This window comes from Phycisphaerae bacterium, from assembly GCA_024102815.1.
Taxonomy (GTDB): domain Bacteria; phylum Planctomycetota; class Phycisphaerae; order UBA1845; family UBA1845; genus JAGFJJ01.
Window position 1 is genome coordinate 15,192 of the sequence record JAGFJJ010000068.1, and the last position, 24,945, is coordinate 40,136.

The window sequence follows — 24,945 nt, forward strand, 5'->3', positions numbered from 1 at the left end:
CGGACCCTCCTCAGATGGGTCGAAGCGCGAGCGCTTCGGTGCGCAGACGCTGCAAGGTGTGGTTGATGACTCGGTTCAAGCCACGCAGCCATGAATTGCTCGTTTCGTGCCGATAAAGTCCGTCGAACGCCTCAAGCAGCGTCCGGTTATGTTCCGCAGGCGTATGGCCGGGATCACCTGTTCCGGCATCGAAGAGGACCGAGCGGACAAGTACATTTTGCAGCCCATCGTGAAAGGCCTCGATGGTCGAACAGAGCCTCGGCAGGCGAGAACGCGAATCACCTCCAAACACAACCGTTTCGGTCTCGCGTACTCTCCCATCTGTTATCCACCAGAGGGCCTGAACCCTGGCCGGCGACAGGCCCATCCGTCCGTCCTCGGCGCGGATCTCTTCAAACTTGGCGGCGATCTTCTCGGCGGTCAGGGCGGCCTCGGGGCACGGCACAGGCTTGGATCGCTCCAGCAGCCACAGACCTTGGAACTTCATGTCGAGTACCGCTGCCGCCTGAATCCCGAAAGCGAGTCTCTCCTCCGTGGGCGCCGAGGTTGCGATGACGCACCTATTCTCCTTGAGCAGCTTCGCGATCCTCGCCAGGCGCTCGAACGTCTCCGAATCGTCAGGGGCGCGCTGGAGGTTCCGGAGGCAAGCGCTGTGGGCCTCAGCATACAGGCCGATCTGTTCGAGGATCTCCGCGTAGCGAAGTATGGACCGGGTGGAGCGCGGATCACCAGCCGGCAGCAACTGTATGAGGCGATGGCGCGCCTTGAGTTCACCCAAAGAGTCGTTTTTCGCAGCAGCCTCGTGAGCGCGCAGGCCCGAGATGACCGCCTCGAAGCCACGTTTTTCAAGCTTGTGGTAGCTTTCCTCCAGTCCTTCGAAGCGTCTCGAATGGATGCCCTGCTGAATCCGATAGCACAATGCCCGCGCTTCGCTGACCTCTCGCTCTCGGCGCGCTAAATGACGCACCAGAGCAGGCGGGCCGACGACAGTGCGGTAGTGGTTTCCCGGGAGACGACAGTCCGGCTGAAGTCGCTCCGTGCCAGTCGCCCAGATGGCCGCCGTGCCGTCTTCGTGGATAAGCAGTAGCTTCAACGGCCCGGTATCAGGCACAACCGCCGCGGACACAACGCCGCACGGGCCCTTCGCCTCTGCGACCCGAGTAACGGTGCCGTGACCAGCGCTGTTCGAAGACCACGTCCAGGTTCTTAGCAGGCCGTCTTCTCGTCCGATCGTGCAGAGCCGGCCGTCCTCGGTGATCGCAACGCTGAAGTTGCCGCCATGAGCCGGGCACACGCTGATCCGCAAGTCGCCAAGGTCCACGAGGACCAGCTCTCCGTCCGCGGAGGCGTACACGGCGGAGTTGCAGACGGGCCAGTGCTGCAATTGAACCAGGCCAAGCGTGACGGGCGGAACCGGGGCGTCGACGTTGTCTGCCAACTCCCCGGAGGGGAGGCGCAGCAGCAGCACCTTGCCTGAGGACGAAAGTCCCAGCAGTCTGTGGTCAGGGAGAGCCAGAAGGGAGCAGACCTTACCCTCGCGACGTTCCAAGCAGCGCGGGCGGTCAAACGACGAGTGTCCCGGGGGCCAGAGCAGGCATCGACCGGCCATATCACTGCTGGCCAGCAATCCACCGTCCAGTAGACAGACCGACAGCACCGGCGCACCCTGAACGAGCGACAACCGCTCAAGCCGGTCCGCGCGGGCCTGCTGCGCAGTTTCTCGGAGGATATCGATCGTGCCGTGACGCGATCCTGCCGCGACAACACCGCCCCGTTCGTCCACGTCGATTGCGTAGATGCTATGGCCCGCAGGCAGGCTAAGCAGCCTCGTGGAGTCTTTCCCGGCGTGGCACAACATCATCAGCCCGGGACTGGAACCTCCGGTCCCAAGGAGCAAACTGGATGTCACACTTTGGCCGTTCTTGTTCACCATCAGGGACTGCATCCAATTCCACGCAACATAACGACGGTGTGGCAATTCACATTCGCAGACGGTCAATCTCGAAGAGGCCGTCCAGCTCCGTCTGTCCGGAAGGCAACAGGCAATGCGGAGGCGCCGTCACGGGACTCGACGTAAGCAGCGGGTCACACGGTTGTTGAACCGGCGGTCTCGGCAGGCTGCTCGGCAACGCGGGGGCGACCGCATCTTGCAGCGCATTTTCGGCAGACGCGATTTTCTGCTCGATTTGCGAGTGCATGGCAACGTGTTCCCGGTGTTCGGCATTCAGCTGGTCCTCGGCCTCGGAATAGTGGTCTTCAGCTTGCCGGCCATGGAGCCGGGCGCAGTGGTCCGCGATGAGCTCACGGTTGCGGAAAAGCCGATCGATCTCGGATTCCGAGGCCGCCAGATACTCGTGCAGTTCCTTGTCCAGCGTTTGCAGGCGGGCCCTCTCTGCGTTCAGCTCACCGATATACGGCCATTCCCAGACACCATCGAAGCCGAGCCTCGGTGGAACACCGGCGATCCTCTTCAGTTCCTCAATACACTCGTCAACTCTGGTTAGCAGCTGGGTGGCGTTTTCGAGGCTGTACGATTCCTGAGCGGGAGGTGACGGCGGCATGCTACGATCTCCCCGCCGCTTGAATTCGCGCGCGTTGTTCCTCGTGAAGGCGCTCGCTCTCCTGGCGGGCCTCTTGGGCTTCACGCTCATGCTCATCGAGGAGTTCGATGTCACGCTGCGTTTCCATCTTGGCCTTTTCGAGTTCGCTTTTCGCCTCGTCGCTGTGCAGGCGATTCTCGCCGTCCGCGATCTTGCCCATATCCGATGAGGCCGCGTCGGATCGCTCGTGAAGCTCCTTCTCGAACTCTTCGCCCTCGTTCTGGACCTGTTCCAGCGTTTCGCCGTCTTCCTCGAACTCCCGGACACTCGTCTCCTGTGCCGCTTCGACCGCCTGTTCGACGGCCTCCGCCGCGTCGGACGTCCCGGTCAAGTCGAGACTCTCCAGAGTCTCCCGCTCCGTCTCGACGTCATCCGCGTGTTTCTCCAGGGCATCCGTCTTCTCATCGAATTCCGTCTTTCGGTCATCGACCGTTCTGGTCAGGTCGCTCCGCGTGGGAGCATCCGTTCGTCGCTTGCGCATGATTGAATCTCCTTTGACTCCGTGCTCACTGACCTAATCGCAAATGCCAGGCAGCTTGGCGACGGAAAAAACCGACGACCACGACAATCCAGTTCACTGATCGCGATCGGGGCGACCTGCCAACTCCTCGAGTCGGTTAAGCAGCGACGCCGTTTGCGGCTCGATAAGCGTCTCGAAACGGCTCACGAGAGCGGCTCGAAGCTGACCGGTGCCACAGTCATCACCTTCAGACGGTGGTCCCGCGCCGAGGAGGTTGCGGTACGGACCGCGCCGGAGGCCGGCAAGAGAAGCGGCGAGCCGATCGCGCAGGCTCCGGGCGCACCGAGCCAACCCGGCGTGCCGGGAAGAGGAGTTCCCATTGCCGGTGGCGCTTAGAATCCGCTCGCGGTCCCTGTCTATTCGTTTGAGTCCGTCATGGACACGCCGCTTGTCCTCCTCGAATCGATCCATCGCGTTGCGCAAGCGGCCCAGTTCGTCAGCGCTGCGAAGGACGGTGGCCTTGACAAACCAGTCCTCGCGACTGATCAGCTCTGCGAGTTCCTGATCTGTCGGCGGCGCTTCCAGCTTCAGGGTGGTGGCCAGGTCGGGCGTTCGAATCCGCTGCGGACCGTGGTACCCCTCGGTATACAGATAGGCCTCGCCCGGCGTTAGACGGGCGACCTCTTCCGTTTCGACCGGGCCGAAGAGCATCGCGCTACCCACGATCTCCCGATCGTCGGCGTCCACCAGGCGGAAGGCGAGCTTGCTACCGGTGTTCTTGATTACTTCGGGGGCGACGGCCGAAGGCAGCTGATCGATGATGATGATCGCAACTCCGAGAGCGCGCAACTCGGCCAGCATCCGGCATATGTACTCGGCGGCGAAGGCTTTGGGATCCGGGTTGTCTTCAGAGGGCGCCGCATCGCCGCTACGACCGACGACGTTGTGCGCCTCCTCAATGACTATGACAAACCGTGTGTCGCCGGAGAATCGCGGATGGGCCCGAACGTGCTCGCGCACGGCGGTGAGGAGAAAGAGGGTCACTAGGCATTTCAATTCCGGCGGAAGCGAGTCGAGTTCGAGGATGGAGTAAGACCGCATCAACTCGTCGATTCCCGGGACGTTGGTTCCGCACTGGAACATCCGGCCAATCGTTCGACGGATGAGCTTCCCGAGACGCACTTCCAACGCCGCCGCCAGGTCGGACTTGAGATCCGCGGAGTAGCTTTTCTCAGATAGAACGGCCTGCGCTGCAGCGCACAGATCATGCATGACCGGGAATGTATCTGGATCCGCCTGCTCGTCGTAAACACGCTCCAGCGCCTCGCCGAGAATCCCCGGCAAGGGGCCGGACATCGCCATGGCCGCCTGGAAGCAGACCAAGAGGTTCTCGATGTGTTCATCGCGAGCGATACCCTCCGGATGCCAAAGCGGATTAAGGCGAAACGGTGAAACGATCTCGACACCGGGCGTGTGGACCTTGAGTTGTTCTGCCAGCTCACGAGCGCCGGCGTCGTGGCTTCCCGACAGTGTCTTGAGAATGCGATACTGCGTGTTCGCAGTTTCGATAACCAGGAACGGCGTGCCGCGACGAGACAGTTGCAGCAGGGTGTTAAACGTGGACACGGTCTTGCCGCTGCCGGGAACGCCACTGATGAACCAGTGCTTGGGCAGGCCGTTATCGCGAATGCCGCGCAATACGCGCGATTCCGAGGCGCCAATATGCTGTCCATCGAATCCGACGGTGATGAGCCGATCATGCGGCACTTGGGGTGGGTCCGTATTGCGCCGGATGCAGCACGGCGATCCGTACGATGCGACCGGAAGACACCAGACTCCGGCCAATTCGTCTACGGTCGCGACGTGGCCGAGACGCGACAGCCCGCTATATGTGGAGGCGTGTACACCCAAGACGAGGTCGTGTGTCGGAAAGCCCAGTACCTGGTGGTCCCGAACCGCCTGAAGGGCCTGATCGAAGAGACATTCACCCTTACGACATGCAAAAAGCCTATAACTGCCGCCATCAAACGCGGATTCCGCAACAGTCGACACCAGAAGATGCGCTACTTCCGGCGTCTTCGCCAGGACACGAGCGTGGAACGCGAGATGGGGCTGTGACAGGGTCTCGTGAAAGCTGCGGCGCTGCCGCAGGATGTCGTCAGCGAGAGGATCCTTGTAGCGCAGGGGCATTACGGTCGATCGCCCGCGTCGTGCGTATCGGTCTTCTGGGCAGAACGGGTCGGGTTCCGCGCCGTCCTCCGCGTCGTTGAAATCACTGGAGCGGTTGATGGCCTGCAACCTGGCCAGATCCCGGGTATGTTCGGTTCGCTCGGTTCGGACGCAGGTCGGCTCGACACAGATGTCGATCAGTGCCGGCTCATTGAGGCGGCTTAGGACGGAGTCGAGCTTCATGCCATCATTACTGTGGGTCGGCGTGAACGGATCGATAGTGTAGTATACAGGCGGGATCCGCGGATTGAATTCCGCGGAGTGGAGGGGATCGACCGCCCCCTCAGCCCGCGCTATGTCATGGGCCGCCGCAAACACCTCCCAGGGTACGCTGCATTCCTCAACGGCTTGCAGGGTGTAAAGCTCCACCAACGCCGATGACTCGATAAGGGCTCGAAAGCTGGAGGCCGTCTCTTTCCGTGGAGCGTTGATGATCAGGAAGATAGCAAGTCGATCCTGCACGTTTCCGGACTTGGGCGCCGGAGTGAAGGCCAACCGCACGGACACCGCCACAGATTGCGGCGCTCTGGACGCCACAACCCGCAGCAGGTGCTCCTGCGCGCCTCGAACCGCCGAGGGCACGTCAGCGCGAGCGAGCAGCCGGTAGCGCGGGAAGGCCGAGTCCGGAAGATGGCCGACACGGTAGATCAACACGTGTGGCTTCATATCGCAGCCGCCTGCTCGGCAAACTCCGCCGCGTCGTCGCCGCTGACCTCCACGCCGTCTCTTGCAGCCGTCTCGCCGACGTAGTCTCCGCAGCACGGACATCCGGTGTTACGCGGCAGGTCGACGCCGTACCAACGAAGGACATGCATGCCATCGACGCTGCACTCCAGCGGTTCGAGGTTCTCGAAGTCCGTATCCTTTTCTCGGCGATTCAACCAGATGTACCATGGGGCCGAGAGATCCTCATCCAGTGACTTCAGCGTTGTCTCCTTGCCCTTCAGCAATTCCTGGATGACGAGTTTGACGACCATGAGGCTGATCGGGGCGATGTCCGTCGAGAGCCCCGGCTCGACGGCAACCGGACGATCCGAGTACGCTACCTCATCTGCTTGCTCCTGGTTGGATACCCGCTCATACGCCGCCTGCTCGGGTAGGGCCCCCAGAAAGCACTGGTAACAGGGAGACTCATGCGGCCGCACCCTGAGTACTTGCCCGCCGTGCGCACGCCGAAAGGCCGCCGCGATGATGCACGGCGTGTTCTCCTCCACGCAGAGCTTGTTTAGGATCACTCGGCTTTCGCGGTTGTCCGTAGCGATGACGACGACGTCCGCCCTGCGGATGATGCGACGAAGAAACTCCGTGTTGTTCCAGGAGACTTTACAATCCCAGGCACGCACCTCGGCGAACGGGTTCTTCTCCAGGATCATCTCCCGCATCACGTCGGTCTTGAGCCGTCCCACGTCGGAGATACCCGCCATGTGCCGGACCACATTACCGGTTTCAAGCCGATCGTGATCCATGATGTCGAAGTGCATGACTCCCTGTTTCGGCAGCTCCCAGGCAATGGGAGACCCGCCCGATCCCAGGCCGACGACGAAGACTGTTGCATCCGCGAGTGCGTCAGTCTCCAGCAGACCCTTGGCACGCGAGAACAGCTCTTCACGCACCGGAATCACGCAGACCGTCGCTGCCTTCCAGCCGTCGCCCGTCCGAACGAAGCCGAGGATCTCGTGGGGAGACTGCCCCATCGCTTCACCGGACGGTGACGTCCGCGGAGAGACAATGACCCTCACGCGATCGGTCGGCGCGCCGATCTCGGTGACGGCGATCCCCTGCCCGGGCGGGGCCCACTGGATCGTTGCAGGAAGCGCTCTGGACAGGTCTGTCTTCGCAATCCCGTTGTAGACCTTGCCGCCGTCCCTGCATTGGAGTGCCAAACGCCTGGGCTCGCGCGTGCTAAGCACGGTGTGAATCTGCTCACCGGGCAGTACGATGAACGGGACGCGCTCCTCCGGATCCGCAAACACGTCCATGTCCTCCGGCTTCACGGACAGGTACCTGTCCGGGTCCTTGCCATCCGTGACTTCCGCGTCGTCCACTCTTACGAGCCTGCGCAGGTCCTTACTGTAAACGATCCGCCCGCCGGCGGTGTTGCCGGTACGTACATCGTCCATGGCCTCACGAATCCTAGCTTCCTCAGTTTGCATTTTGGATTCTCTCCTTTTGTTTATCTATGAACTTCGCAATGCTCTCACCCGTACGCAAGTGCGCCGCATACGCTTCAATCCAGAGCATTCCACGCATAAAGATCGCAATCATGGTCATGCGTGCATCCCAACCGCTCATAAAGCAGATCGCCACACAACCACTGGGGTGTTTGCTAGCCGTGTGAAACTCGTGGGATGCACCAAGCGAGTTGATCGTGGAGAGGTTTCCATGCTTCCAGAGAACTTGCGGACTCGCCACGATGAGAAAGGGCTTCTCATGCGGATAGTTGGGAGTGAGCAGCAACCTCAGGCGGTACACCTCAGATCCCGCCGTTGGCGTAACGGGTCCTTCAACATACGTGTCGCGGGCTGGGTTGAAGAACTCAAACTGAGGCATCGTACGCTGGAGCTGCTTTTTCTCTAACGCCAAGCGGTAGCGTTCATCTGGTGACCACATGCGTGTGTTCCTTCGTTTACAGGTACCTTCCAAACCACTCGAGCATGCGTCCTCGACCCGGTTGCCCGTCACGTCCGCCGGTTGCTCGGGAAGCCTCGTCGCGACCGTCCTGCTTGGGCAGATCTGTCGTACACTTGGTTTTGCCGTGATGGACAAGGGACTCGGCCCGAGCGTAGATCGTGCTGATGACCGTTTGTGGTCCATCGGGAAGGACAGCGCACGAAATGTCGCGGACGTCACACTGCTCCGGCGTTGTGAGACCGACTGAGCGGACTTCGTGGGGCGGTGTCGCGTCGTAGGCGATGAGGATTCGCCAAGAAGATAGAGACAAGCTGAGGATGATGACTTCGCCCTCTATGTGCAAACTCAGATCCTCGAGGATTGACTCGGGCAGCGCGGCAACCTGCTGGGCGATATGCTCAGGAATATCCGTAGTTGGTTCGTCCCTCTCGACGTGGGGATCGAACAGTAGGCGGTTCATGGGGAACGCGCGATTCTCCACGCCTGGGCCCGCACCGTTAAGTAGGTCATTGAGGCTCATCGTCAGCCCGACGGGACTGATTCCTGGGATCGTCTTGATCGGACATCGCTCGTACTCGGCTGCCTGGGGATCGGTGTGATGAAAGGAGTTGATCCTTACGATGGTGTTTTCTTGATCAGGGCGAGGACGTGCTCTCGATGCGAGCAACTGCGCGCCGTTGAACGCGCGCTGCATGCACGTCGAGATCAAGCCGGCGGAGCGGTCCACTCTTGGGGCGCCGCGTTCGTGCGTGACGATGATCTCGACCAAGCGCGAAAGGTCGTTTCGTTGGCTCAGCGATTGTATCGTCCGCTCGTCGCCGGAGCTAAGATGATCCAATCCTAGTGAGTAATGGCTGTGCCAGCGACCGACGAGCTGGATCCCGTATGTCTCCTGGAGGAACCGGGTGACTCTTTTGAAGTGGTCGACATCTTGAGCGAAGTGCGTTGCCTCGTGAACAGCGTTCGGTCCTGGACTCGAGGCAAACAGCACCACGGCTCGCCCGGCATGTGTCCATAACCCATAGAGATACCCCCCAGTCTCAAGATCTGTCCAGGCCGCGGATGTGGCTGCAATGCACTGAAGCACCGACTGCCAAGTGGTGAAGTATCGATCGTGCTCGGTCTGTTTCGCGCGTTTCTTGCGAGGTCGTGGCATACCTTGCCCCTTTCGTGGCGACCCTGGATCGGATCGGCGACCCGGACCGCGCTTTCGTAGCGGACGACGCTGTCCTGGCCCTGAGCCTCCCTGTCACCCCACCAATCGCAATTGACGCCGGGGTTTGCGCCAAAAAAATCGGTGGAATTGCCGCGCGCCGGTGAGCTTGGCCCCAGGCAGGACGTGACGGGTCGTGAAACGAAACGGCCTCGGCCACCGCTGAGTGGGTGGAAGGGCGTACGGATCAGTGAGGCACGCAACGGTACGGGACACCAAAGGATGGCAGCACGTTTGACTCGCACCGACCGGGAACTGCTCGCCGCCATCGCCGAATACCGCGTGCTGACCGTCAGACAGATTGCACGGTTGATGTCGAGGAACACCAGGGTCGTCCAGCGGCGTCTCGCCGATCTGGGAAACGAAGGCCTGGTCCTTGCGTCCTCACGAGGATACGGTCGCGGGCGCGGCCGGCCGGAGAAACTGATTTCGCTGTCGGAGCAAGGTATCGGCGTGTTGCGTTCGAAGGGCGCAATCGGGCCCGGCGTTTCGAATGATCGGGTCATGTCCGCGGCGATTCGATGCCTGGACCATCAGTTGCTGGTCAATTCGTTCCGCATCGAGCTCGCCCGCGTCGGCCAAGTGGTCCCGGGGCTCAGCGTGCGGTTTCTGTCGCCGACGTCCCCGTTCCTTGCGTTGCGCTCCGACGGTTATCCGTCCATCTCCGACCACGTGTCCGTGAGCGGCTGTACGGACAAGAGGTTCTGGTTCACTCCTGACGGTGTTTTCTCCATCTCAGACGATCAGCGGCGACGAACCGTCCTGTTCTTCCTGGAGGTCGACATGGGGACCGAGACCCTCGCAAGCCCCAAACGCAGTCGGCGCGACCTACGACAGAAGATCCTCAACTATCGCGAGTACTTCCGCAGCGAGCGATATAAACGATACGAGGAGACGTGGAGTTGCGACTTGCGCGGTTTTCGTCTTCTATTCGTGACGCACACGGCCGATCGACTCGCGGCGGTTTGTCGCCTGGTGCGGGACATGCGGCCGTCGGATTTCGTCTGGCTGACAGACCAGGACCGGTTAGCCCAAGCTGGAGTCTGCAGCCGGATCTGGGCGCGCGGAGGTCGACTCAACGCCTCGCTCGAGTCCATTCTCGGCTCACGGGCGCCGGCGCCGCCCTGAAGCACGCGGCGGCTCCCCACCCGCGAACCGCGAGTCACCGCCACTCGGGCGACCGTTCACGCCTCGGCACATCCTGGCAGAAGATTAACAGAATTGCGGCGCCGTACCCATGGAGCATTGCGAATAACAGAGTGCGTGGCGCCCGACGTGGACCTTTGCCGCGCACGGAATTGCGGATCGCGCTCTGTGGGGCTTCGCCAGCCGAGGCCGGGCCGCAAGAGTTCCGCGCAGACAGTGATCGAAACGATTTGAACATCATCAAGGAGCATGACGATGACGCACATCGACTACTGGACTGGGTTCCAGACCGGCTATGACGCAGGTAGCGCGGACGGGTTCAAGAAAGGGATGCGATTCGTATCCTCCGCGAGCTACGATTCAGGCGACGGGGGCACATGTGGCGGCGGCCCAGCGTCAACACCTGGACGTGGACTCCGCGACCCTCGGAGTAAGGAAGCAGCGGTGCCCGGCACGATCACACTCCGCCATGGCTCGTCCGTGCCAAGACTCGACCTGGAAGCAAACCGGAAGCCGGGTGGCCGCGAGACATATTCTCGCCTGGAGCCCGCGCCACTTGGGATCGATCCATCAGGGCCACGGTCCGGCCTGATCTTCTCGAAGCCCGTGCCGCCTTTCGATATGTTCCGGCTCAGCGTGCCCAAGCTCCATCCCCCGCTCGGCCTTGGCGGTCTATCGTAACCGGACGGCCAGCGCCTGATTAAGGCTCAACAAGGACCAGCTCGAAGTTGTGGTCGCCGTCGTCCCAGGCGCCGCTCAAGTCGAATCGCGCCTCCGAAGGCGACGATGCTGCCGGCTCTAACAGTTCATCTTCAGTGCGCAGACGAAGCCGGTGCACCGGGTATGTTGCGGGTAGCGCCGCGACAACCAGTGTCTGCCCCTCGGCGTCCAGTTCAATCCGAACGTCCTTCAGCGCGTGACCCTCTCGTACGACAGCCTCTGCGACGGGTTCGTCCTCCCCCGGGCCCAGCAGACCACTGATGAGGTCTGATCCGAGAATCAGCGCGCCGAAGCTGGCAGCAATACGGTATCCGGCCGCCAGGATCGGAGTGGCCATCTTCGCCGCGGCTGACGATCGTTTGAGCGAGTAGACTATCGCGGGCTCAAAACCATCCGTCGAGTTCGCATTGAACTCCTCCGCGCCGATCGCTGAGAGCGCTAACGCTTCGTAGTATCTCAGCTGGCAAGCCGCGCAGTGGCGCAGGTGCTCCGCATGGGCCGATCCCTCTTCCAGTTCCACGATGTCGTCAACATTGAGGCAGTCATCCGTGACCAAAGTGGGGTCGTCGTTTTCGAACTGCTCCGGCAGCAGAAACATATAAGTCTCACGAGCACGTGTGGCGCATTCCGTACAGTAGCGTATCCTCGCGGTGTGATCCGATATCCACCGCGCACTTTCATGCTCCGAATCACCAGTCATCAGTCTGACGAAGCGTCTTACATCATCGATTGTAATATCTTCATGGGGCATTGTAGTCACTCGCCTCACAGGCGATCATGAAAACCTCTGACCAAGTCCCAGACGAGGCTCTGCGTTGTGCAGTGGTCGCGTGCGACGTTACTCACTGCCTCTTTCTTCTTGATGCGGTTCTTGCGTAGCGACACGTAGCTGGAGAGGATTCTACGGTGGCGAACCGGATACTCCTCCAGTACCGACTCAATGAGGTTTGCCATCGGGGCGTTGCGTTTCACGGGTGTTTCAGCCTCTTGAACGAGGTGGCTCTTTCCCGTGGTCTCCTTCTTCATGGCCTGAAGACAGTCTCTCACGATCGAACCGAACCTCCCGAAATACGTCATGGGACTCTCCGGCCTCTTAATTGGATGCGCTACAAGACGGCGAATACTGCCCAAAGTGATATGATCCACGTCAGGGTTCCGTTCTTTCAGGAGGCGAGGCCAACGCTCCAGGGATTTGCCTGTCGCCTTCGAATAGCAGCCGGCCTCAAAGTGTGGGTGTGCGAGAACTTCTTCTACGCGGTGCTCTATTTGTTTCTCGCTCCAGGAAAGGCGCAGAACACCGACGTACTCATTCGTTTGGTGAGTTGCGATTGCCGTGATGTCGACCATTTGGATCAAGGCCTCTCGTGCCAACTCTCCACCGCCGAATCGTTTCCGCTCGTCGGTTCGAAGGTCTGAAAGGTCGGGGCCCCTGTTGGGGCCAGAGCACCATGGGCAGTCAGCGGGTACTATCTGATGTCCCACCCTCCCGGTCAGCCCTTCACGGATTGCGCCATCGACCAGCTTCTGCATCAGTTCCACTACGGTGGTGCGATCGTTCTCGGGATCCCACAACATCCTCCGCAGCTCCACCAGCAGCCGAAAACCGAGGGCCCGGGTCATCCGTCGCGCCGCCGATCTATTCGCCTCGCCAGCGGCCGTCACCCAGTCGTGGAGATGGTGTTCGAGGTGACCGTCATACTGGCACGCCCATAGGGAGCGTGCACAGAGCTCAGCGAATTCCGCGAATACACTCACCTACATCGTCCCCCGGATCGAGCACAACCCGCGATGATCAGCACAATCCCGCGGGCTCATGCCAGCTACCATGGCTCGCCGACCGGTCAAGCCAATAGCTCCGATCCACTAACGTCCACCAAACCGACGGGGGCCTCGTACGCGCCGGCTCGGCGTGGATATCCTTGCTGCCGTCGAAGCACGCTCGGATCGTTGTGAATCGTCCCGAAAGACCCTGCCGCGACGTCACAAAGGATAGCGTATCGGAACCTCGGCGCACCTCAACCTTGAAGGGCTTCTGTGCCGTAGCGGCGCCGGCGGCCCGCCTCCGTGGTGGCGACTTCTGTCGCGGCTGGGCCGCTATTGGTGCACGCAAAGCCCTACCCGGTCTAGGGGCAGTCGGATCGCGGGATTTGGACTTGCATCCGCGTTGGGAACAGGCTCCCCGCTCCTAATCCGGCCGTCCCGACTCAGTTCGAATGCTACCGCCAGCTGGCCATCAGCTTGATTTCCTCGGGCAGGCGCTTGTTCAGTGCGGCCAGGTCGAAGGCTTCCGGGTCGAAGGCCCCGCCCACCCACTCGAGCATGGCGTCGTGCTCCTCGTGCTTCGGGTCGCCGATCGCCTCCAGAAAGTCCTGGTAACCCCAGGGGCCGCCACAATCCTCGGGCGGGCGGGCTCGCTCTCCGGCGAGACAGCACGGGAGCCGCTGGTCGGCTTCGCGGGGCAGGATCTTCTCGACGACGACCTCGTGGTCCCAGCCGTCGCCGAAGTCGTAAAGCAGATTGAATCGCAGGCGTTCCGCCGGAGCGACCTCCGCAAGTGTCACGGCAAACTCGTCATCCGCGTCGTCCATCTCGAACCGCGGATCGGAGTACTCCACACCGTCGATCGTGAACTGATGGAGGTGGCTGTTCGTCCAACCCATGGCCGCCTGCAGGATGAAGTTCAATTCGCCCAGGGTGATCTCCGACGGGGCTAGCACCCGACGCCAGATCGGGGGATCGACCTCAAGCAGGGTAATTTTCAGCTGGTGGACAGTGCCTCCGGTTCGAACCGTCTGTTTGGAGCGGGTTCGCTTCGTGGCCATTCCATGGCTCCGATTAGATGGATCCTTGACCCGCGGCCTCGCCGCCGCTTGCACACGCCATTAGCCCCCGCGACAGCGCCGACGTCAAGGGCACGGAGCGTCAGCGGTCCGCGCGCTTCTCGCTTGAAGGCGGACCGACGAACTCACGCGAAACGCCGGGGATCCGTTCACGATCCGATTGACCCGGCTTGGTTCGAATTCGGCGGCGAATCAGATCAATTCGTCGAACGGCGTCGGCGGTTCCGGTAGATTACGCATGCTCCAATCGAAGAGCTCGTGCGTCATACGGCCGTCTTCGTACCGGACCGGCTCCGGTTCGGGTTCTGGGGCGTAGGCAGGTGGCGGCGGGGCCAGCCGCTGATAGCGCTCCGCTGCCGGTAGTTCCGGCTCGTATGGATCATACGGCGGCCAAGGTGACACGTCGCCGGCATAAGGATCGCTCACCGGCAATCCGAAGTAGGGGTGGCTTTGCGACGCGGATTCGACCATCAGGCTTTCGATCCCACCGACCGGGCCGGAGGGACCGCGATCGGCCATTAGATCTGAAAGCTCCCTGCGTTGCGGCATGAAGTCGTCGTTTGAATGCATGTTTCGGTTCCCTGTTGTCGTATGCCGGTTATGTGTCCGTCAGCACGTCGTCCCAGTCCTTACTCGTGAAGTCTGCCCCGTCATAGGGATCAGCGGATGGAGGTTGCGGGCGGTTTCAGGAAACCAGCTGCTGCTCCGTAGTACTCGGCGAAACGTCTCCGCAGAGGATCTCGAATTGTAGAGAGTTGACTCTCGATGGGCGTCGTTCGGATTTGTTGTCTGAGTCCCTCCAAGTGGACAGTGCCGGAGCGCTGGGCGACGGCCAGGGCCGGCGAGCGATAAGCTCGATGTCTTCCGGCAGACGCTTGCTCAAGGCGGTCAGGCAGCAGCTCATGTCAAACTAGGCAATTTGAAGATGCGGGCTAACAGTCGGATGTTCCCCGCCCTCTACATGATACCAGCACCGTCCCGGACGCGACCAGGGAGGGAACCGAGACCCTGACGACCACGTTTGCGCTTGGCGCGGAGCCACGCGCCGATACAATTCCTATTGTATGTTGCACAAAGGCGGATGTGAAATGCCATGACGCGAACCTTAGTATCGTGGGTCGGGCACGCGGACCTTCGGGCGCTCGCCGCTCAGCTGCCGACTCGCGAGAGAAACGCGTTGTCGGAGATTGTCGGAGCCGTTCCCACGGATCCAGACGGGCCGATCAAGTCACTGGTTCGCGCCGAACGTTTTGACTCGATCCATCTGCTAAGCAACTACGATTCTCGCTGGAACAAGAGGTTCGCCGCATGGATTGGTCGCAATTGTGAAGTGCACAGAGTCTCCCTCCGCAACCCGACGGATTACGCGGCCATTTACGAAAGTGCCTCGAACTCGCTTGCATCGCTGACAACGGGTGGCGTCAACCAAGACGACGAATTGTGCATCCACCTGAGCCCCGGCACACCGGCGATGACGGCGATCTGGGTCCTTCTCGGCAAGACACAGTACCCCGCAACCTTCTATCAAACACACAAGGGAAAGTCCTGGGTCACGGAGATCCCGTTCGACATCACCCTCGATCTTGTGCCGAAACTGCTAAGGCAACCGGATGCCCATTTTCAGCATCTGGCCGCGAAGGGTCCGGAAGAAGTCGAAGGCTTCGGCAGCATTGTGGGCAACAGCAAGGCTATTCGACTTGCGGTCGGCCGCGCACAGCGCGCTGCAATACGCAGTGTGCCGGTACTACTGCTCGGAGAAAGCGGAACCGGGAAGGAAATGTTCGCACGGGCGATTCACGCTGCGAGCTCCAGGCGACACGGCCCGTTCATCGCAATCAACTGCGCGGCGGTTCCACGTGAGCTGCTCGAAGCCGAATTGTTCGGATACGCCAAGGGTGCCTTCACCGGAGCGGTCAAGAGCAAGCCGGGCGCATTCGAGCAGGCAGACGGCGGGACGTTGTTTTTGGACGAAATCGGAGAGTGCGATGGGGCAATGCAAGCGAAGCTGCTTCGCGTTCTCCAGCCCACACCGGAATCGGGCCCGTGCGACCGCGTTTTTCGACCGGTCGGCGCGACGGCCGACAAAGCCGCCGATGTTCGGCTGATATCGGCGACCAATCGCGATCTTGCCAACGAGGTGCTAGAAAACCGATTCCGCGAGGATCTGTTCTATCGGGTTGCCGTCATCACCGTCTCACTTCCGGCCTTACGCGATCGCCGATCCGATGTCCCCCTGCTCGCGGAGCACTTGATGGCGACGATCAACCAGCAAGCGATGTCGGACGAACCGGGCTACAAGGACAAATGCCTTTCTGATAGTGCAAAAGCATTTGTGAAACAGCACGACTGGCCCGGTAACGTCCGGCAGTTGTACAACGCCCTTCTTCAGGCAGCTGTGATGTCCGAGACCGAGCGAATCGACCGCGCCGATCTCGCCGCCGCCGTCACGGACCTTCCTCAACAGAACCGCCGGGATATTCTCGAATTGCCCCTTGGAGGCACGTTTAGCCTCGAAAAGCACCTGGAATTCGTGCACAAGCACTATCTGCGGCGGGCAATGAGCGAGGCTGGCGGCAAGAAGACCCAAGCCGCGTCGCTGCTTGGAATGAAGAATTACCAGACGCTGGACGCACAGCTCAAACGGCTAGGAGTAGAGTGAAATGGAACGACTCCACTTGCTGGCACGGCCCCTGCATAAGTACGGGCGATGCAAAGCGAATCGACAAGAGCGGTGCAGTCCCAAAACGCTGTTACCGGTGCGCGCCAGGCCGGGCGGTTCACGGGACCATGCCGGGAGCTCGACAGGATGAAATCGGCGAACTTCGAGTTTCTACGCGGCCGATGGAAGGAGCTCGCGGGCCTTGGCGGGTTCGCCGAGCATTACGTTCATCCTGACCCTCCAAGTGCCGCGGTCAAGCTTCGTTCCTACGCCGAGCAAATCGTTGAGCTTATCTGGGAAACCGCTCGTCTTCCAAAGCTCTTCCAAGCCAACCTTAACGATAAGCTGAACAACGATACGTTTCGAGAAGTCGTGCCGCGTGTTGTCGTGTCAAAGCTCCATGCGCTGAGAATCCACGGCAACAAGGCTGCGCACGGCGAAAAAGTGACCGCCTCGACCGCGCAGTGGCTCCTTCGCGAAGCCTTTGAGCTCGGGCGTTGGCTCCTCGTCGCATCAGGCGCCGGAAGTAAGGACGACTGCCCAGACTTCATTGAGCCATCACCGCCATCCGCCAAACCATCTGCCGATCAACTCAAGCAAGAAAAGCGTGCAGTGCTCGAGAAGCTTGCCGCACAAGAAGCGGAGATGCTAAAGCTCCTCGCCGAACTGGAAGCGGCGCGTGAGGCGGCCCAGACGGCGGAAGCCAGCGCTGACGAACTACGTTCCACACTCGAAGCCGGAACTCAGGCGGCAAACGTACTCGATTTCACCGAAGAACAAACTCGGCATGCGCTCATAGATTCCATGCTCATCAGTGCCGGCTGGGACGTCGGCCGAAACCGTCAGAGCAATTCGGAAGTAGGCCAAGAGATCGAAGTCGAGCATCAGCCCACCGACTCCGGCATCGGCTACGCCGACTATGTGCTCTACGACGAAGATGAAGTGACACCTCTAGCAGTAATCGAAGCGAAGAAGACATCCAAGGACGCTGAGGCCGGGAGGACCCAGGCCAAGTGTTATGCAGACGGTCTTGAGCAGATGTCAGGCACTCGACCTGTCATCTTCTACACCAACGGGTTCGACATCTGGATTTGGAACGACGCCGAACATGAGCCACCACGCAAAATCTTCGGCTTCTATTCCAAGGACAGCCTGCAGTACAAGCACTTTCAGCGACAGTACCCAATGGCCCCGTCGGTGGTCAAACCCGACGCGCAGATCGCGGGCCGACTCTACCAGATGGAAGCCATCAACCGCGTCGTGGAACGCTACGCAGCAAAACACTCCAGGGCTTTGCTCGTTCAGGCAACCGGTACCGGCAAAACGCGCGTGGCCGTGTCTTTGTGCGCGGCGTTGATTAATGCGAAGCGCGTCCGACGAGTTCTGTTCCTTTGCGACCGACGGGAGCTACGGAAACAGGCCCACAACGTGTTCAAACGGTTCTTGCCCGGCGAGCCGCGCGTCTACGTCAGCGCCACAACTGCCCAGGATCGCGACAAGCGCATTTACCTTGCGACCTACCCTGCCATGATGAAGTGTTTCGAGAGCTTCGACGTGGGCTTCTTCGATCTCATCATCGCGGACGAGTCCCATCGCAGCATCTACAACCGCTACCGGGATCTCGTTCGATACTTCGATGGCCTGTGCCTCGGGCTGACGGCCACGCCGCGAAGTGACTTGGTCTCACACAATACCTATCAGCTTTTCGGCTGCGACGACGGTGTTCCAACGGCCTACTTCAGCTACGAAGATGCAATCAATGCCAACCCGCCGTATCTGAGTCGGTTCGAGGTCGAGAAGGTTACGACGCCGTTCCTGCGCAAGGGCATCAAATACACCGAGATGACGGCCAAGCAGCGCGAGCAGCTCGAGGAAGACGAAGTGATGCCGGAGGCGATAGAGTTCGAGCAGCGTGAGGTTGACAAGCACATTTTCAACAAGGACACCAACCGTAAGATCCTTCGGAACCTGATGGAACACGGCATCCGTGACGCATCGGGCACGCGGGTCGGAAAGACCATCATCTTCGCGCGCAACCACAACCATGCCGTCTTGCTGCAGAACCTCTTCGATGAAATGTATCCACAGTATGGTGGAAACTTCTGCCGCGTGATTGACAACTACGATCCACGCGCCGAGGAGCTCATCGACGATTTCAAGGGCGAGGGCAAGAATCCGGATCTGACGATCGCAATTTCCGTCGACATGCTCGACACGGGCATCGACGTTCCCGAAATCGTAAACCTGGTGTTCGCCAAGCCGGTCTACTCGTACATCAAGTTCTGGCAGATGATCGGCCGGGGCACCCGTCTTTGCGAGGATCTCTTCGGGCGCGGCCAGAACAAGTCGAAGTTCCTCATCTTCGACCATTGGGGCAACTTCGAGTACTTCGAAGAACAGTACAAGGCCGCGGAGGTGAGCCTGCCGAAATCATTGCCTCAGCGACTCTTCGAGGCCCGCATCCGTTTGGCGGAAGCCGCGCTACAGCAGCAAGACACCGAGGCCTTCGACCTAACGATCTCGCTGATTCGGCAGGATATCGCCGACCTCCCCGACAAGACCATCGCCGTGCGCGAACACTGGAAGCAGATCAAAATCGTGGAACGCGAAGAACTGTTGCGCCAGTTCGATGCCGCAACCAAGGGAGTCCTTTTCCAGGAAATCGCTCCGCTCATGCAATGGCGAAATGTGGCGGGCCACGAGGCCGCGTACAAGTTCGATCTGAACATGTGCATGGCCCAGAAAGCCCGGCTGGACAACGCCAGCCGGTACGGCGACCTGCGGGACGATCTTCGCAACCAGATCGAGCAGCTTCAGATGAACCTCAGCCAGGTCCGCGCCAGGGCGTCGGCCATCAACGAAGCGCGCAGTGCCGCCTTCTGGGATAACGCGACTGTATCCGACCTTGAGCGAATCCGTAGCGAGCTGCGCGGAATCATGAAGTACCGTCAGCCGTCGACGACGACAGCCTACCAACCCAAGGTCATCGACGTCGTCGAGGATGACGCGCTGATCGAACGAAAGCCGCACAAGGTTAAGCTGGAAGGGCTCGATCTCGCGGCCTACCGCGCCCGCGTCGAGCAGGTTCTCAAGGAACTCTTCGATGAAAACCCGACACTGCAACGCATCCAACGGGGCGAGCCGGTCACCGACGACGATCTACGCGCGTTGAATTCACTTGTGTTGACCCAGGACCCCGAACTCGACCTTTCCGAGTTGACGGAGTACTACCCCGAGACCGCCGGCCACCTGGACCTGGCGATCCGCAACATCATCGGCCTGGATGGCGCCGCCGTCCGCCGGCGATTCGAGACGTTTGTGCAGACCCACGCGTCGCTGAACTCGCAGCAGATTCGTTTTCTAGACATGCTACAGAACCACATCGCCAGCTACGGCTCGATTACGGTCGATCGGCTTTACGAAGATCCGTTCACCTCGCTCCACAGCGACGGCATCGATGGCGTGTTCACCGACGAGGCGACGATCCAGGAACTCATTGACATCATCGGGGCCTTCAACCCGGCCGCGCAAGGAGGCGAAAGCGAATGATTACCGGCAAACTCAAGAGCGATATCAACAAGCTCTGGGATGAATTCTGGACTGGCGGCATCAGTAACCCGCTGACCGTCATCGAGCAGATCACCTACCTCATGTTCTTCCGGCTGCTCGATCTCGCGGCAGCCCGGGAAGAAAAAAAGGCAGCTCGCACCGGCAAGAAGGCAACAACGCCATTCAACAAGAAGCAGCAACTCCTTCGCTGGTCGCAATTCAAGAGCCTCGGCGGCGAGGAGATGCTCAAGCGCATCCGCGACGAGGTGTTCCCCCATTTTCGCGACATGGCCAGCGAGGAATCGACCTTTGGGCGTTACATGAAGGACGCCCAGCTGATGATTCAAAAGCCGAGTCTGCTCGTCTCGGCCGTCTCGATGATCGACAACCTCCCGCTCGACAAGGGCGATACCAAGGGCGATCTGTACGAATACGTCCTCAGCAAACTCACGACCGCCGGGATTAACGGCCAGTTCCGCACACCGCGCCACATCATCCGCCTCATGGTCGAACTGGTCGATCCCAAGCCGGACGAAACCGTTGGCGACCCGGCCTGTGGAACCGGCGGGTTTCTTGTCGCAGCCATGACCTATCTGCTGGAGAAATACACGTCCAAGGCCGGGCGCATCGAACAACTCGACGAAGACGGCCGACCGGTCAAGGACGATCGCGGCAATCCGCAGTACATCTACACCGGCGACAAACTTGAACCCTACCGCAAACATATTCAGCGCGACATGTTCCACGGCTTCGATTTCGACGCCACCATGCTGCGCATCGCCGTGATGAACATGATGCTCCACGGCGTCGATAATCCCAGCATCGACTACCAGGATGCGCTCAGCAACTCCTTTCCCGAGCGCTTTCCGAAGACGGCCTCCGACCACTTCGATGTCATTTTGGCCAATCCGCCGTTCAAGGGCAGCCTCGATCACAGTGACGTGCATTCGTCACTAACGGGCAAGATCAAGACGAAGAAGACCGAGCTGCTCTTTCCGACGCTCATGCTGCGCATGCTGAAGGACCCGGGCGGGCGATGTGCAGTTATCGTCCCGGACGGTGTCCTGTTCGGTTCGTCCAAGGCCCATCGCGATCTCAAGCAGATGCTCGTGGACGACAATGAGCTGCACGCGGTGATCAAGCTGCCGGCTGGCGTGTTCAAGCCCTACGCCGGAGTATCGACGGCCATTCTGTACTTCGCCAAGGGGGGTAAGACCGGCGACGTGTTCTTCTACGATGTGCAGGCCGACGGGCTCAGCCTGGACGATAAGCGCACGCCCGTCGACGAGAATGATCTTCCCGATGTGATGGCGCAGTGGAATAGGTGGAGTAACGGTAATGGCAAGAAATCGTTCGCCGATCGCAAGAACAAAGCGTTCTTCGTTCCGGTTTCGGATATCCGCGAAGCCAAATACGACCTTTCCATCAACCGCTACAAGGAGGTCGTCTACGAGGAGCCCGAGTTCGACCCGCCGAAAGCAATCTTGAAGCGATTGGCCAAGTTGAACGAACAAGAGGCCAAAGAGCTTGCTGAGCTGGAGGGAATGCTGAAGTGATGCGTATGGCGGCATTGCAAGACGTAACTGAGCTAAACCCTTCGACACCGCGGGAACTAAGCGAGCGCCCTGAGCTCCCTGTCAGTTTCGTGCCAATGACTGATGTCGGAGAGGATGGTCGTCTTCACAACGGCCAGGAGCGCCCAGTCGGCGAGTTACTGAAGGGCTATACGTACTTCTCTGAGGGCGACGTGCTAGTCGCGAAGATCACGCCGTGCATGCAAAACGGTAAGGCGGCGCACGTGACCCGGCTGAAAAACAAACACGCGTTCGGTTCGACCGAATTCCACGTTCTTCGTCCCGGCCCGACGCTTGACGGTCGATACCTCTTTTACATGGTCTGGAATCCAGCGTTCAGGCACTACGCCGAGCAGCGATTCACAGGCTCTGCGGGCCAAAAGCGCGTTCCCGCGACCGCAGTCGCGGAATTCAAGATCCCAATTCCATTTCCGAATGATGCGAAGCGCAGTCTAAAGGAGCAGAAGCGGATCGCGGAGATCCTCGACAAGGCCGACGCCATCCGGCAACAGCGCCAAGAAGCCGCCAAGCTGGCCGGTGACCTCATCCCGAGCTTATTCTACACGACCTTCGACGACTGGCTCCGTGCGCCTGTCGAAGAGATGCGCAGGCTCGGCGACGAAGATCTTGCGGATATCGCGTCCGGCGTTACGAAGGGGCGTCGATTCAATGGTCAGCAGACTGTCATCGTTCCCTACATCCGCGTCGCAAATGTACAGGACGGGTATCTCGACCTTTCGGAGATCAAGACAATAGAAGTCCTGCCATCCGATGTTGAATCGCTGCGGCTCGAACACGGCGATGTCCTTATGACAGAAGGTGGTGACTTCGATAAGCTCGGGCGTGGCACGATTTGGGAACATGATGTTCCCGATTGCATTCATCAGAACCATATCTTTCGCGTTCGGTGCAACAGGAACTTACTTCTGCCGCTGTACTTTGCGCATTACATCCGAAGCCACCTTGGCAAGGCGTATTTTCTCAGATGCGCAAAGAAGACATCGAATCTCGCGACCATCAATAAAACTCAGTTGCGAGACTTGCCTGTCCCGCTGCCTCCCATAGCCTTGCAGAAGGCATTTGCCAAAGAAGTGAAAGGCATCCGCAAAATACAGGGCCGCCACGCTGAAATATGCTATGCTGGCGATGACCTCTTCAACTCGTTGGCACAGCGGGCATTTCGGGGAGAGCTATGAGCCACTTCGATAATAGGTTCCAAAACCACGCACTGCAGAACTCTCTGAAAGAGCTCCAACAGAAGATCGATTCCGCCAAGCTGAAACTGGACGATACCGCGCAAACCGAAGGATACGCCCGGTTCTGCAAGATCGTGAGTCTCGCGAAGGGCGTACTTGAGACCGTCGATCCGGAACTTGTTACAGAGCAGGCGCTCAATCAGGTGCAGGGCGCCATCTCGAACATGTCTGCCCATTTCGATGCCTTTGTTGAAAAGAAGGATTGGAACCACCTCAACCAACCGGCCGACCAACTCCTGAACGTCCTCCACTTGCTGCCGCGAAACGAGCTGGCGGATGGCGATAGGCCATATGCCGAGCAAATCGCCAAGCTACAAGGCGCCGCTGAATCCGTAGTCGATGGTTTGCGCGCCGGTGCCGTGAAGATCGAAAAACAGCATCAACAGGTCGCCCAGAAGGTCAGCCAATTGGGTCAAAAGGTCGGTGCCTTCGAGAGCGAGATCGTTGAGCAGAAGAAACGCATCGACACCCTGATCAATGAGCAAACCACGCAGTTCTCTCAGAGGGCGGAAGAACGAAACACCAAGTTCAACGAGCAACATGGCCGATTCGAGCAAACCGAGAGCCAGCGGGCGCAGCAGTTTGCCGAGCGATTCGGGCAGTTCAAAACTGAGCACAAAGAAGTAACGAACGAAATCCGCGAGTCGGCGAAGAAGCTCTTGGATGAACAGCGCACCGCCTTCGATACGCTTGTTTCAGAGCATCGCTCAGAATCCCAGGAGGTGCTCGACGAGCTCAAGGTCAATCTCGAAGAAGCGGCCAAGATTGTGGGGCTGATCGGGAACACGGGCCTAACTGGAAACTACCAGCGCGTGGCGAACGCGGAGAAGAAGATCGCTGACCTCTTTCGCTGGATCGCCATAGGATGCATGTTGGTGATGGTTGTGTGTGTCGTTCTCATCGTGCGAAACATCACCGCGCAGGACTTCAACTGGGAAATAGCGCTGTTCCGTCTACTCGCGGCGATCGCTTTCGGAGCGCCGGCATGGTACTGCGCGCACGAATCCACGCGTCACCGCAGAAATGAGCATCGAAACCGCCGCATCGAACTGGAATTGGCGTCCCTGAGCCCATACTTGGCTGAGATGCCGGATGAGGAACGACGTAAGATCATCGCTGAACTCTCAAAGGATTACTTTGGCCGCGAGGATGATCTGGGGCAAGACGAGATCGTCAACAAGCTAAAGCACCTTCGCGGCGAGGACCTGATCAAGCTGATGGAGCGATTGCTGAAGGCAGCGCGGCCATGAAAGTGAACGGGAAGATCGACAAACGCCGCACGAGATTCGTATTGAGTAGCGCCGCGCCGGCCGGACTAGGGGGCGCATTAAATGGCGATTGACTGGATATCGGCCACGGAACCGTTCAACTCGCTTGTACAGCGAGCGTCTCGAGGAGAGCTATGAGCATCCGGGCAAGGATCGAAGATGCAGTTGTGCTGTGGCACACTGGCCGGCGCGAGGGCGCCCTTCTCTCGGCGCTTGTCGCAGCGGCTGCAACATCGCGGAAACGCTATCCTAAGGGGCGGCACGCTTACGATCGGCGTCGTTCTCTAGTGCGGAGAGCGATCAACGGGCTCTTTGGCCGAGGGTCAAAGACCAACGCAGCACCACCGCACAAGCCCAATGTTTCCGACATTCATGGAAACATGGAAATGGGCAAATACTGGCCATCTTCCGACAAGGAAAACAGGCTGAAGAAACCCAGAGGTGACCGCGTCGCCTTTACTCAATTCGTGCATGACGAGATGCGCCTGATCGGCGGGCCGGAGAACTTCAATCTGAAATTCAGAGGCGAAATGTGGCCACTCCAAGAACTCCTTTACACGTTCATCCGTTGCGAGCTGGCCCACGAGGCAGGCATACCGCGGGACATCGTTTTTGAGCCGGGTGATCAGTTCTCCATATGTGTCACTGACGAGCAACTTACGCTGCCTGAGATTCTGGTCGATCGCATCGCATCGGCCGTACGGCTGGCGCCGGAGAATGCGAGCGACTTCGAGAATTGGGACGAGTGGATTGTGGACACCTTTAGTAGCCGCAGTGAAGAGCTATGAATATTGTAGGAG

18 protein-coding genes are annotated in these 24,945 nt (G+C 59.8%); 7 read left to right on the plus strand and 11 right to left on the minus strand.

Features of this window, described 5'->3' with window-relative positions; translation table 11 throughout:
* Window positions 1-10: 10 nt before the first annotated feature.
* The 7 genes from J5J06_15745 to J5J06_15775 form a co-directional block, all read right to left on the minus strand.
* Complete coding sequence (locus J5J06_15745; GenBank protein ID MCO6438544.1) at window positions 11-1,933, minus strand: hypothetical protein; 1,923 nt, start codon at window positions 1,931-1,933, stop codon at window positions 11-13.
* A 46-nt stretch (window positions 1,934-1,979) separates the two neighbouring features.
* A complete protein-coding gene (locus J5J06_15750; protein ID MCO6438545.1) occupies window positions 1,980-2,561 on the minus strand; it encodes a hypothetical protein in 582 nt (193 codons plus the stop codon).
* Window position 2,562: 1 nt separating this feature from the next.
* Window positions 2,563-3,081, minus strand: coding sequence for a hypothetical protein (locus J5J06_15755; protein MCO6438546.1), 519 nt, complete (start codon window positions 3,079-3,081; stop codon window positions 2,563-2,565).
* Window positions 3,082-3,174: 93 nt separating this feature from the next.
* The gene (locus J5J06_15760) at window positions 3,175-5,955 is read right to left on the minus strand and encodes an ATP-binding protein (protein ID MCO6438547.1); all 2,781 of its coding nucleotides are present in this window, start codon (window positions 5,953-5,955) and stop codon (window positions 3,175-3,177) included.
* Window positions 5,952-7,409 carry a ThiF family adenylyltransferase gene (locus J5J06_15765; protein MCO6438548.1) on the minus strand — a complete coding sequence of 486 codons (1,458 nt, stop codon included), beginning with the start codon at window positions 7,407-7,409 and terminating at the stop codon, window positions 5,952-5,954. Before J5J06_15765 ends, J5J06_15760 begins: the two co-directional genes overlap by 4 nt.
* Window positions 7,410-7,431: 22 nt before the next feature.
* Window positions 7,432-7,899 (minus strand): hypothetical protein, encoded by a 468-nt coding sequence (locus J5J06_15770; protein ID MCO6438549.1) that lies wholly within the window; start codon window positions 7,897-7,899, stop codon window positions 7,432-7,434.
* 16 nt (window positions 7,900-7,915) lie between these two features.
* Window positions 7,916-9,076 carry a hypothetical protein gene (locus tag J5J06_15775; GenBank protein MCO6438550.1) on the minus strand — a complete coding sequence of 387 codons (1,161 nt, stop codon included), beginning with the start codon at window positions 9,074-9,076 and terminating at the stop codon, window positions 7,916-7,918.
* Between the two features lie 291 nt (window positions 9,077-9,367).
* Between J5J06_15775 and J5J06_15780 the strand changes: the two genes are divergently transcribed.
* On the plus strand, window positions 9,368-10,261 hold the full coding sequence (locus tag J5J06_15780) for a replication-relaxation family protein (GenBank protein ID MCO6438551.1): 894 nt from the start codon (window positions 9,368-9,370) through the stop codon (window positions 10,259-10,261).
* Between the two features lie 718 nt (window positions 10,262-10,979).
* Here the strand turns inward: J5J06_15780 and J5J06_15785 are convergent.
* The 4 genes from J5J06_15785 to J5J06_15800 all read right to left on the minus strand — a co-directional run bounded on the left by J5J06_15785 (window position 10,980) and on the right by J5J06_15800 (window position 14,409).
* Window positions 10,980-11,597, minus strand: a complete 618-nt coding sequence (locus J5J06_15785) for a hypothetical protein (GenBank protein ID MCO6438552.1) — start codon at window positions 11,595-11,597, stop codon at window positions 10,980-10,982.
* 167 nt (window positions 11,598-11,764) lie between these two features.
* Window positions 11,765-12,538 carry a hypothetical protein gene (locus J5J06_15790; protein ID MCO6438553.1) on the minus strand — a complete coding sequence of 258 codons (774 nt, stop codon included), beginning with the start codon at window positions 12,536-12,538 and terminating at the stop codon, window positions 11,765-11,767.
* 677 nt (window positions 12,539-13,215) lie between these two features.
* Window positions 13,216-13,821: a plasmid pRiA4b ORF-3 family protein gene (locus J5J06_15795; GenBank protein MCO6438554.1), complete on the minus strand. Its 606-nt coding sequence runs from the start codon at window positions 13,819-13,821 to the stop codon at window positions 13,216-13,218.
* A gap of 210 nt (window positions 13,822-14,031) precedes the next feature.
* Complete coding sequence (locus J5J06_15800; GenBank protein ID MCO6438555.1) at window positions 14,032-14,409, minus strand: hypothetical protein; 378 nt, start codon at window positions 14,407-14,409, stop codon at window positions 14,032-14,034.
* Between the two features lie 523 nt (window positions 14,410-14,932).
* Between J5J06_15800 and J5J06_15805 the strand changes: the two genes are divergently transcribed.
* From J5J06_15805 to J5J06_15830, 6 genes are all read left to right on the plus strand, one after another.
* A complete protein-coding gene (locus J5J06_15805) occupies window positions 14,933-16,498 on the plus strand; it encodes a sigma 54-interacting transcriptional regulator (protein ID MCO6438556.1) in 1,566 nt (521 codons plus the stop codon).
* A gap of 147 nt (window positions 16,499-16,645) precedes the next feature.
* Complete coding sequence (locus tag J5J06_15810) at window positions 16,646-20,047, plus strand: DEAD/DEAH box helicase family protein (GenBank protein ID MCO6438557.1); 3,402 nt, start codon at window positions 16,646-16,648, stop codon at window positions 20,045-20,047.
* Window positions 20,044-21,603 carry an SAM-dependent DNA methyltransferase gene (locus J5J06_15815; protein MCO6438558.1) on the plus strand — a complete coding sequence of 520 codons (1,560 nt, stop codon included), beginning with the start codon at window positions 20,044-20,046 and terminating at the stop codon, window positions 21,601-21,603. Before J5J06_15810 ends, J5J06_15815 begins: the two co-directional genes overlap by 4 nt.
* Window positions 21,600-22,817 carry a restriction endonuclease subunit S gene (locus J5J06_15820; protein ID MCO6438559.1) on the plus strand — a complete coding sequence of 406 codons (1,218 nt, stop codon included), beginning with the start codon at window positions 21,600-21,602 and terminating at the stop codon, window positions 22,815-22,817. Before J5J06_15815 ends, J5J06_15820 begins: the two co-directional genes overlap by 4 nt.
* On the plus strand, window positions 22,814-24,127 hold the full coding sequence (locus J5J06_15825) for a hypothetical protein (GenBank protein ID MCO6438560.1): 1,314 nt from the start codon (window positions 22,814-22,816) through the stop codon (window positions 24,125-24,127). The genes J5J06_15820 and J5J06_15825 overlap by 4 nt, the downstream gene beginning before the upstream one ends.
* A 152-nt stretch (window positions 24,128-24,279) precedes the next feature.
* Window positions 24,280-24,933: a hypothetical protein gene (locus tag J5J06_15830; protein ID MCO6438561.1), complete on the plus strand. Its 654-nt coding sequence runs from the start codon at window positions 24,280-24,282 to the stop codon at window positions 24,931-24,933.
* The last annotated feature ends 12 nt before the right edge of the window (window positions 24,934-24,945 follow it).

Excerpts from the sequence above, each read along its gene's own strand:
- J5J06_15745 (MCO6438544.1), bottom strand. The coding sequence starts at position 1,933 with ATGGTGAACAAGAACGGCCAAAGTGTGACATCCAGTTTGCTCCTTGGG.
- J5J06_15750 (MCO6438545.1), bottom strand. The coding sequence starts at position 2,561 with ATGCCGCCGTCACCTCCCGCTCAGGAATCGTACAGCCTCGAAAACGCC.
- J5J06_15755 (MCO6438546.1), bottom strand. The coding sequence starts at position 3,081 with ATGCGCAAGCGACGAACGGATGCTCCCACGCGGAGCGACCTGACCAGA.
- J5J06_15760 (MCO6438547.1), bottom strand. The coding sequence starts at position 5,955 with ATGAAGCCACACGTGTTGATCTACCGTGTCGGCCATCTTCCGGACTCG.
- J5J06_15765 (MCO6438548.1), bottom strand. The coding sequence starts at position 7,409 with ATGGACGATGTACGTACCGGCAACACCGCCGGCGGGCGGATCGTTTAC.
- J5J06_15770 (MCO6438549.1), bottom strand. The coding sequence starts at position 7,899 with ATGTGGTCACCAGATGAACGCTACCGCTTGGCGTTAGAGAAAAAGCAG.
- J5J06_15775 (MCO6438550.1), bottom strand. The coding sequence starts at position 9,076 with ATGCCACGACCTCGCAAGAAACGCGCGAAACAGACCGAGCACGATCGA.
- J5J06_15785 (MCO6438552.1), bottom strand. The coding sequence starts at position 11,597 with ATGTTTCTGCTGCCGGAGCAGTTCGAAAACGACGACCCCACTTTGGTC.
- J5J06_15795 (MCO6438554.1), bottom strand. The coding sequence starts at position 13,821 with ATGGCCACGAAGCGAACCCGCTCCAAACAGACGGTTCGAACCGGAGGC.
- J5J06_15800 (MCO6438555.1), bottom strand. The coding sequence starts at position 14,409 with ATGCATTCAAACGACGACTTCATGCCGCAACGCAGGGAGCTTTCAGAT.
- J5J06_15805 (MCO6438556.1), top strand. The coding sequence starts at position 14,933 with ATGACGCGAACCTTAGTATCGTGGGTCGGGCACGCGGACCTTCGGGCG.
- J5J06_15810 (MCO6438557.1), top strand. The coding sequence starts at position 16,646 with ATGAAATCGGCGAACTTCGAGTTTCTACGCGGCCGATGGAAGGAGCTC.
- J5J06_15815 (MCO6438558.1), top strand. The coding sequence starts at position 20,044 with ATGATTACCGGCAAACTCAAGAGCGATATCAACAAGCTCTGGGATGAA.
- J5J06_15825 (MCO6438560.1), top strand. The coding sequence starts at position 22,814 with ATGAGCCACTTCGATAATAGGTTCCAAAACCACGCACTGCAGAACTCT.
- J5J06_15830 (MCO6438561.1), top strand. The coding sequence starts at position 24,280 with ATGAGCATCCGGGCAAGGATCGAAGATGCAGTTGTGCTGTGGCACACT.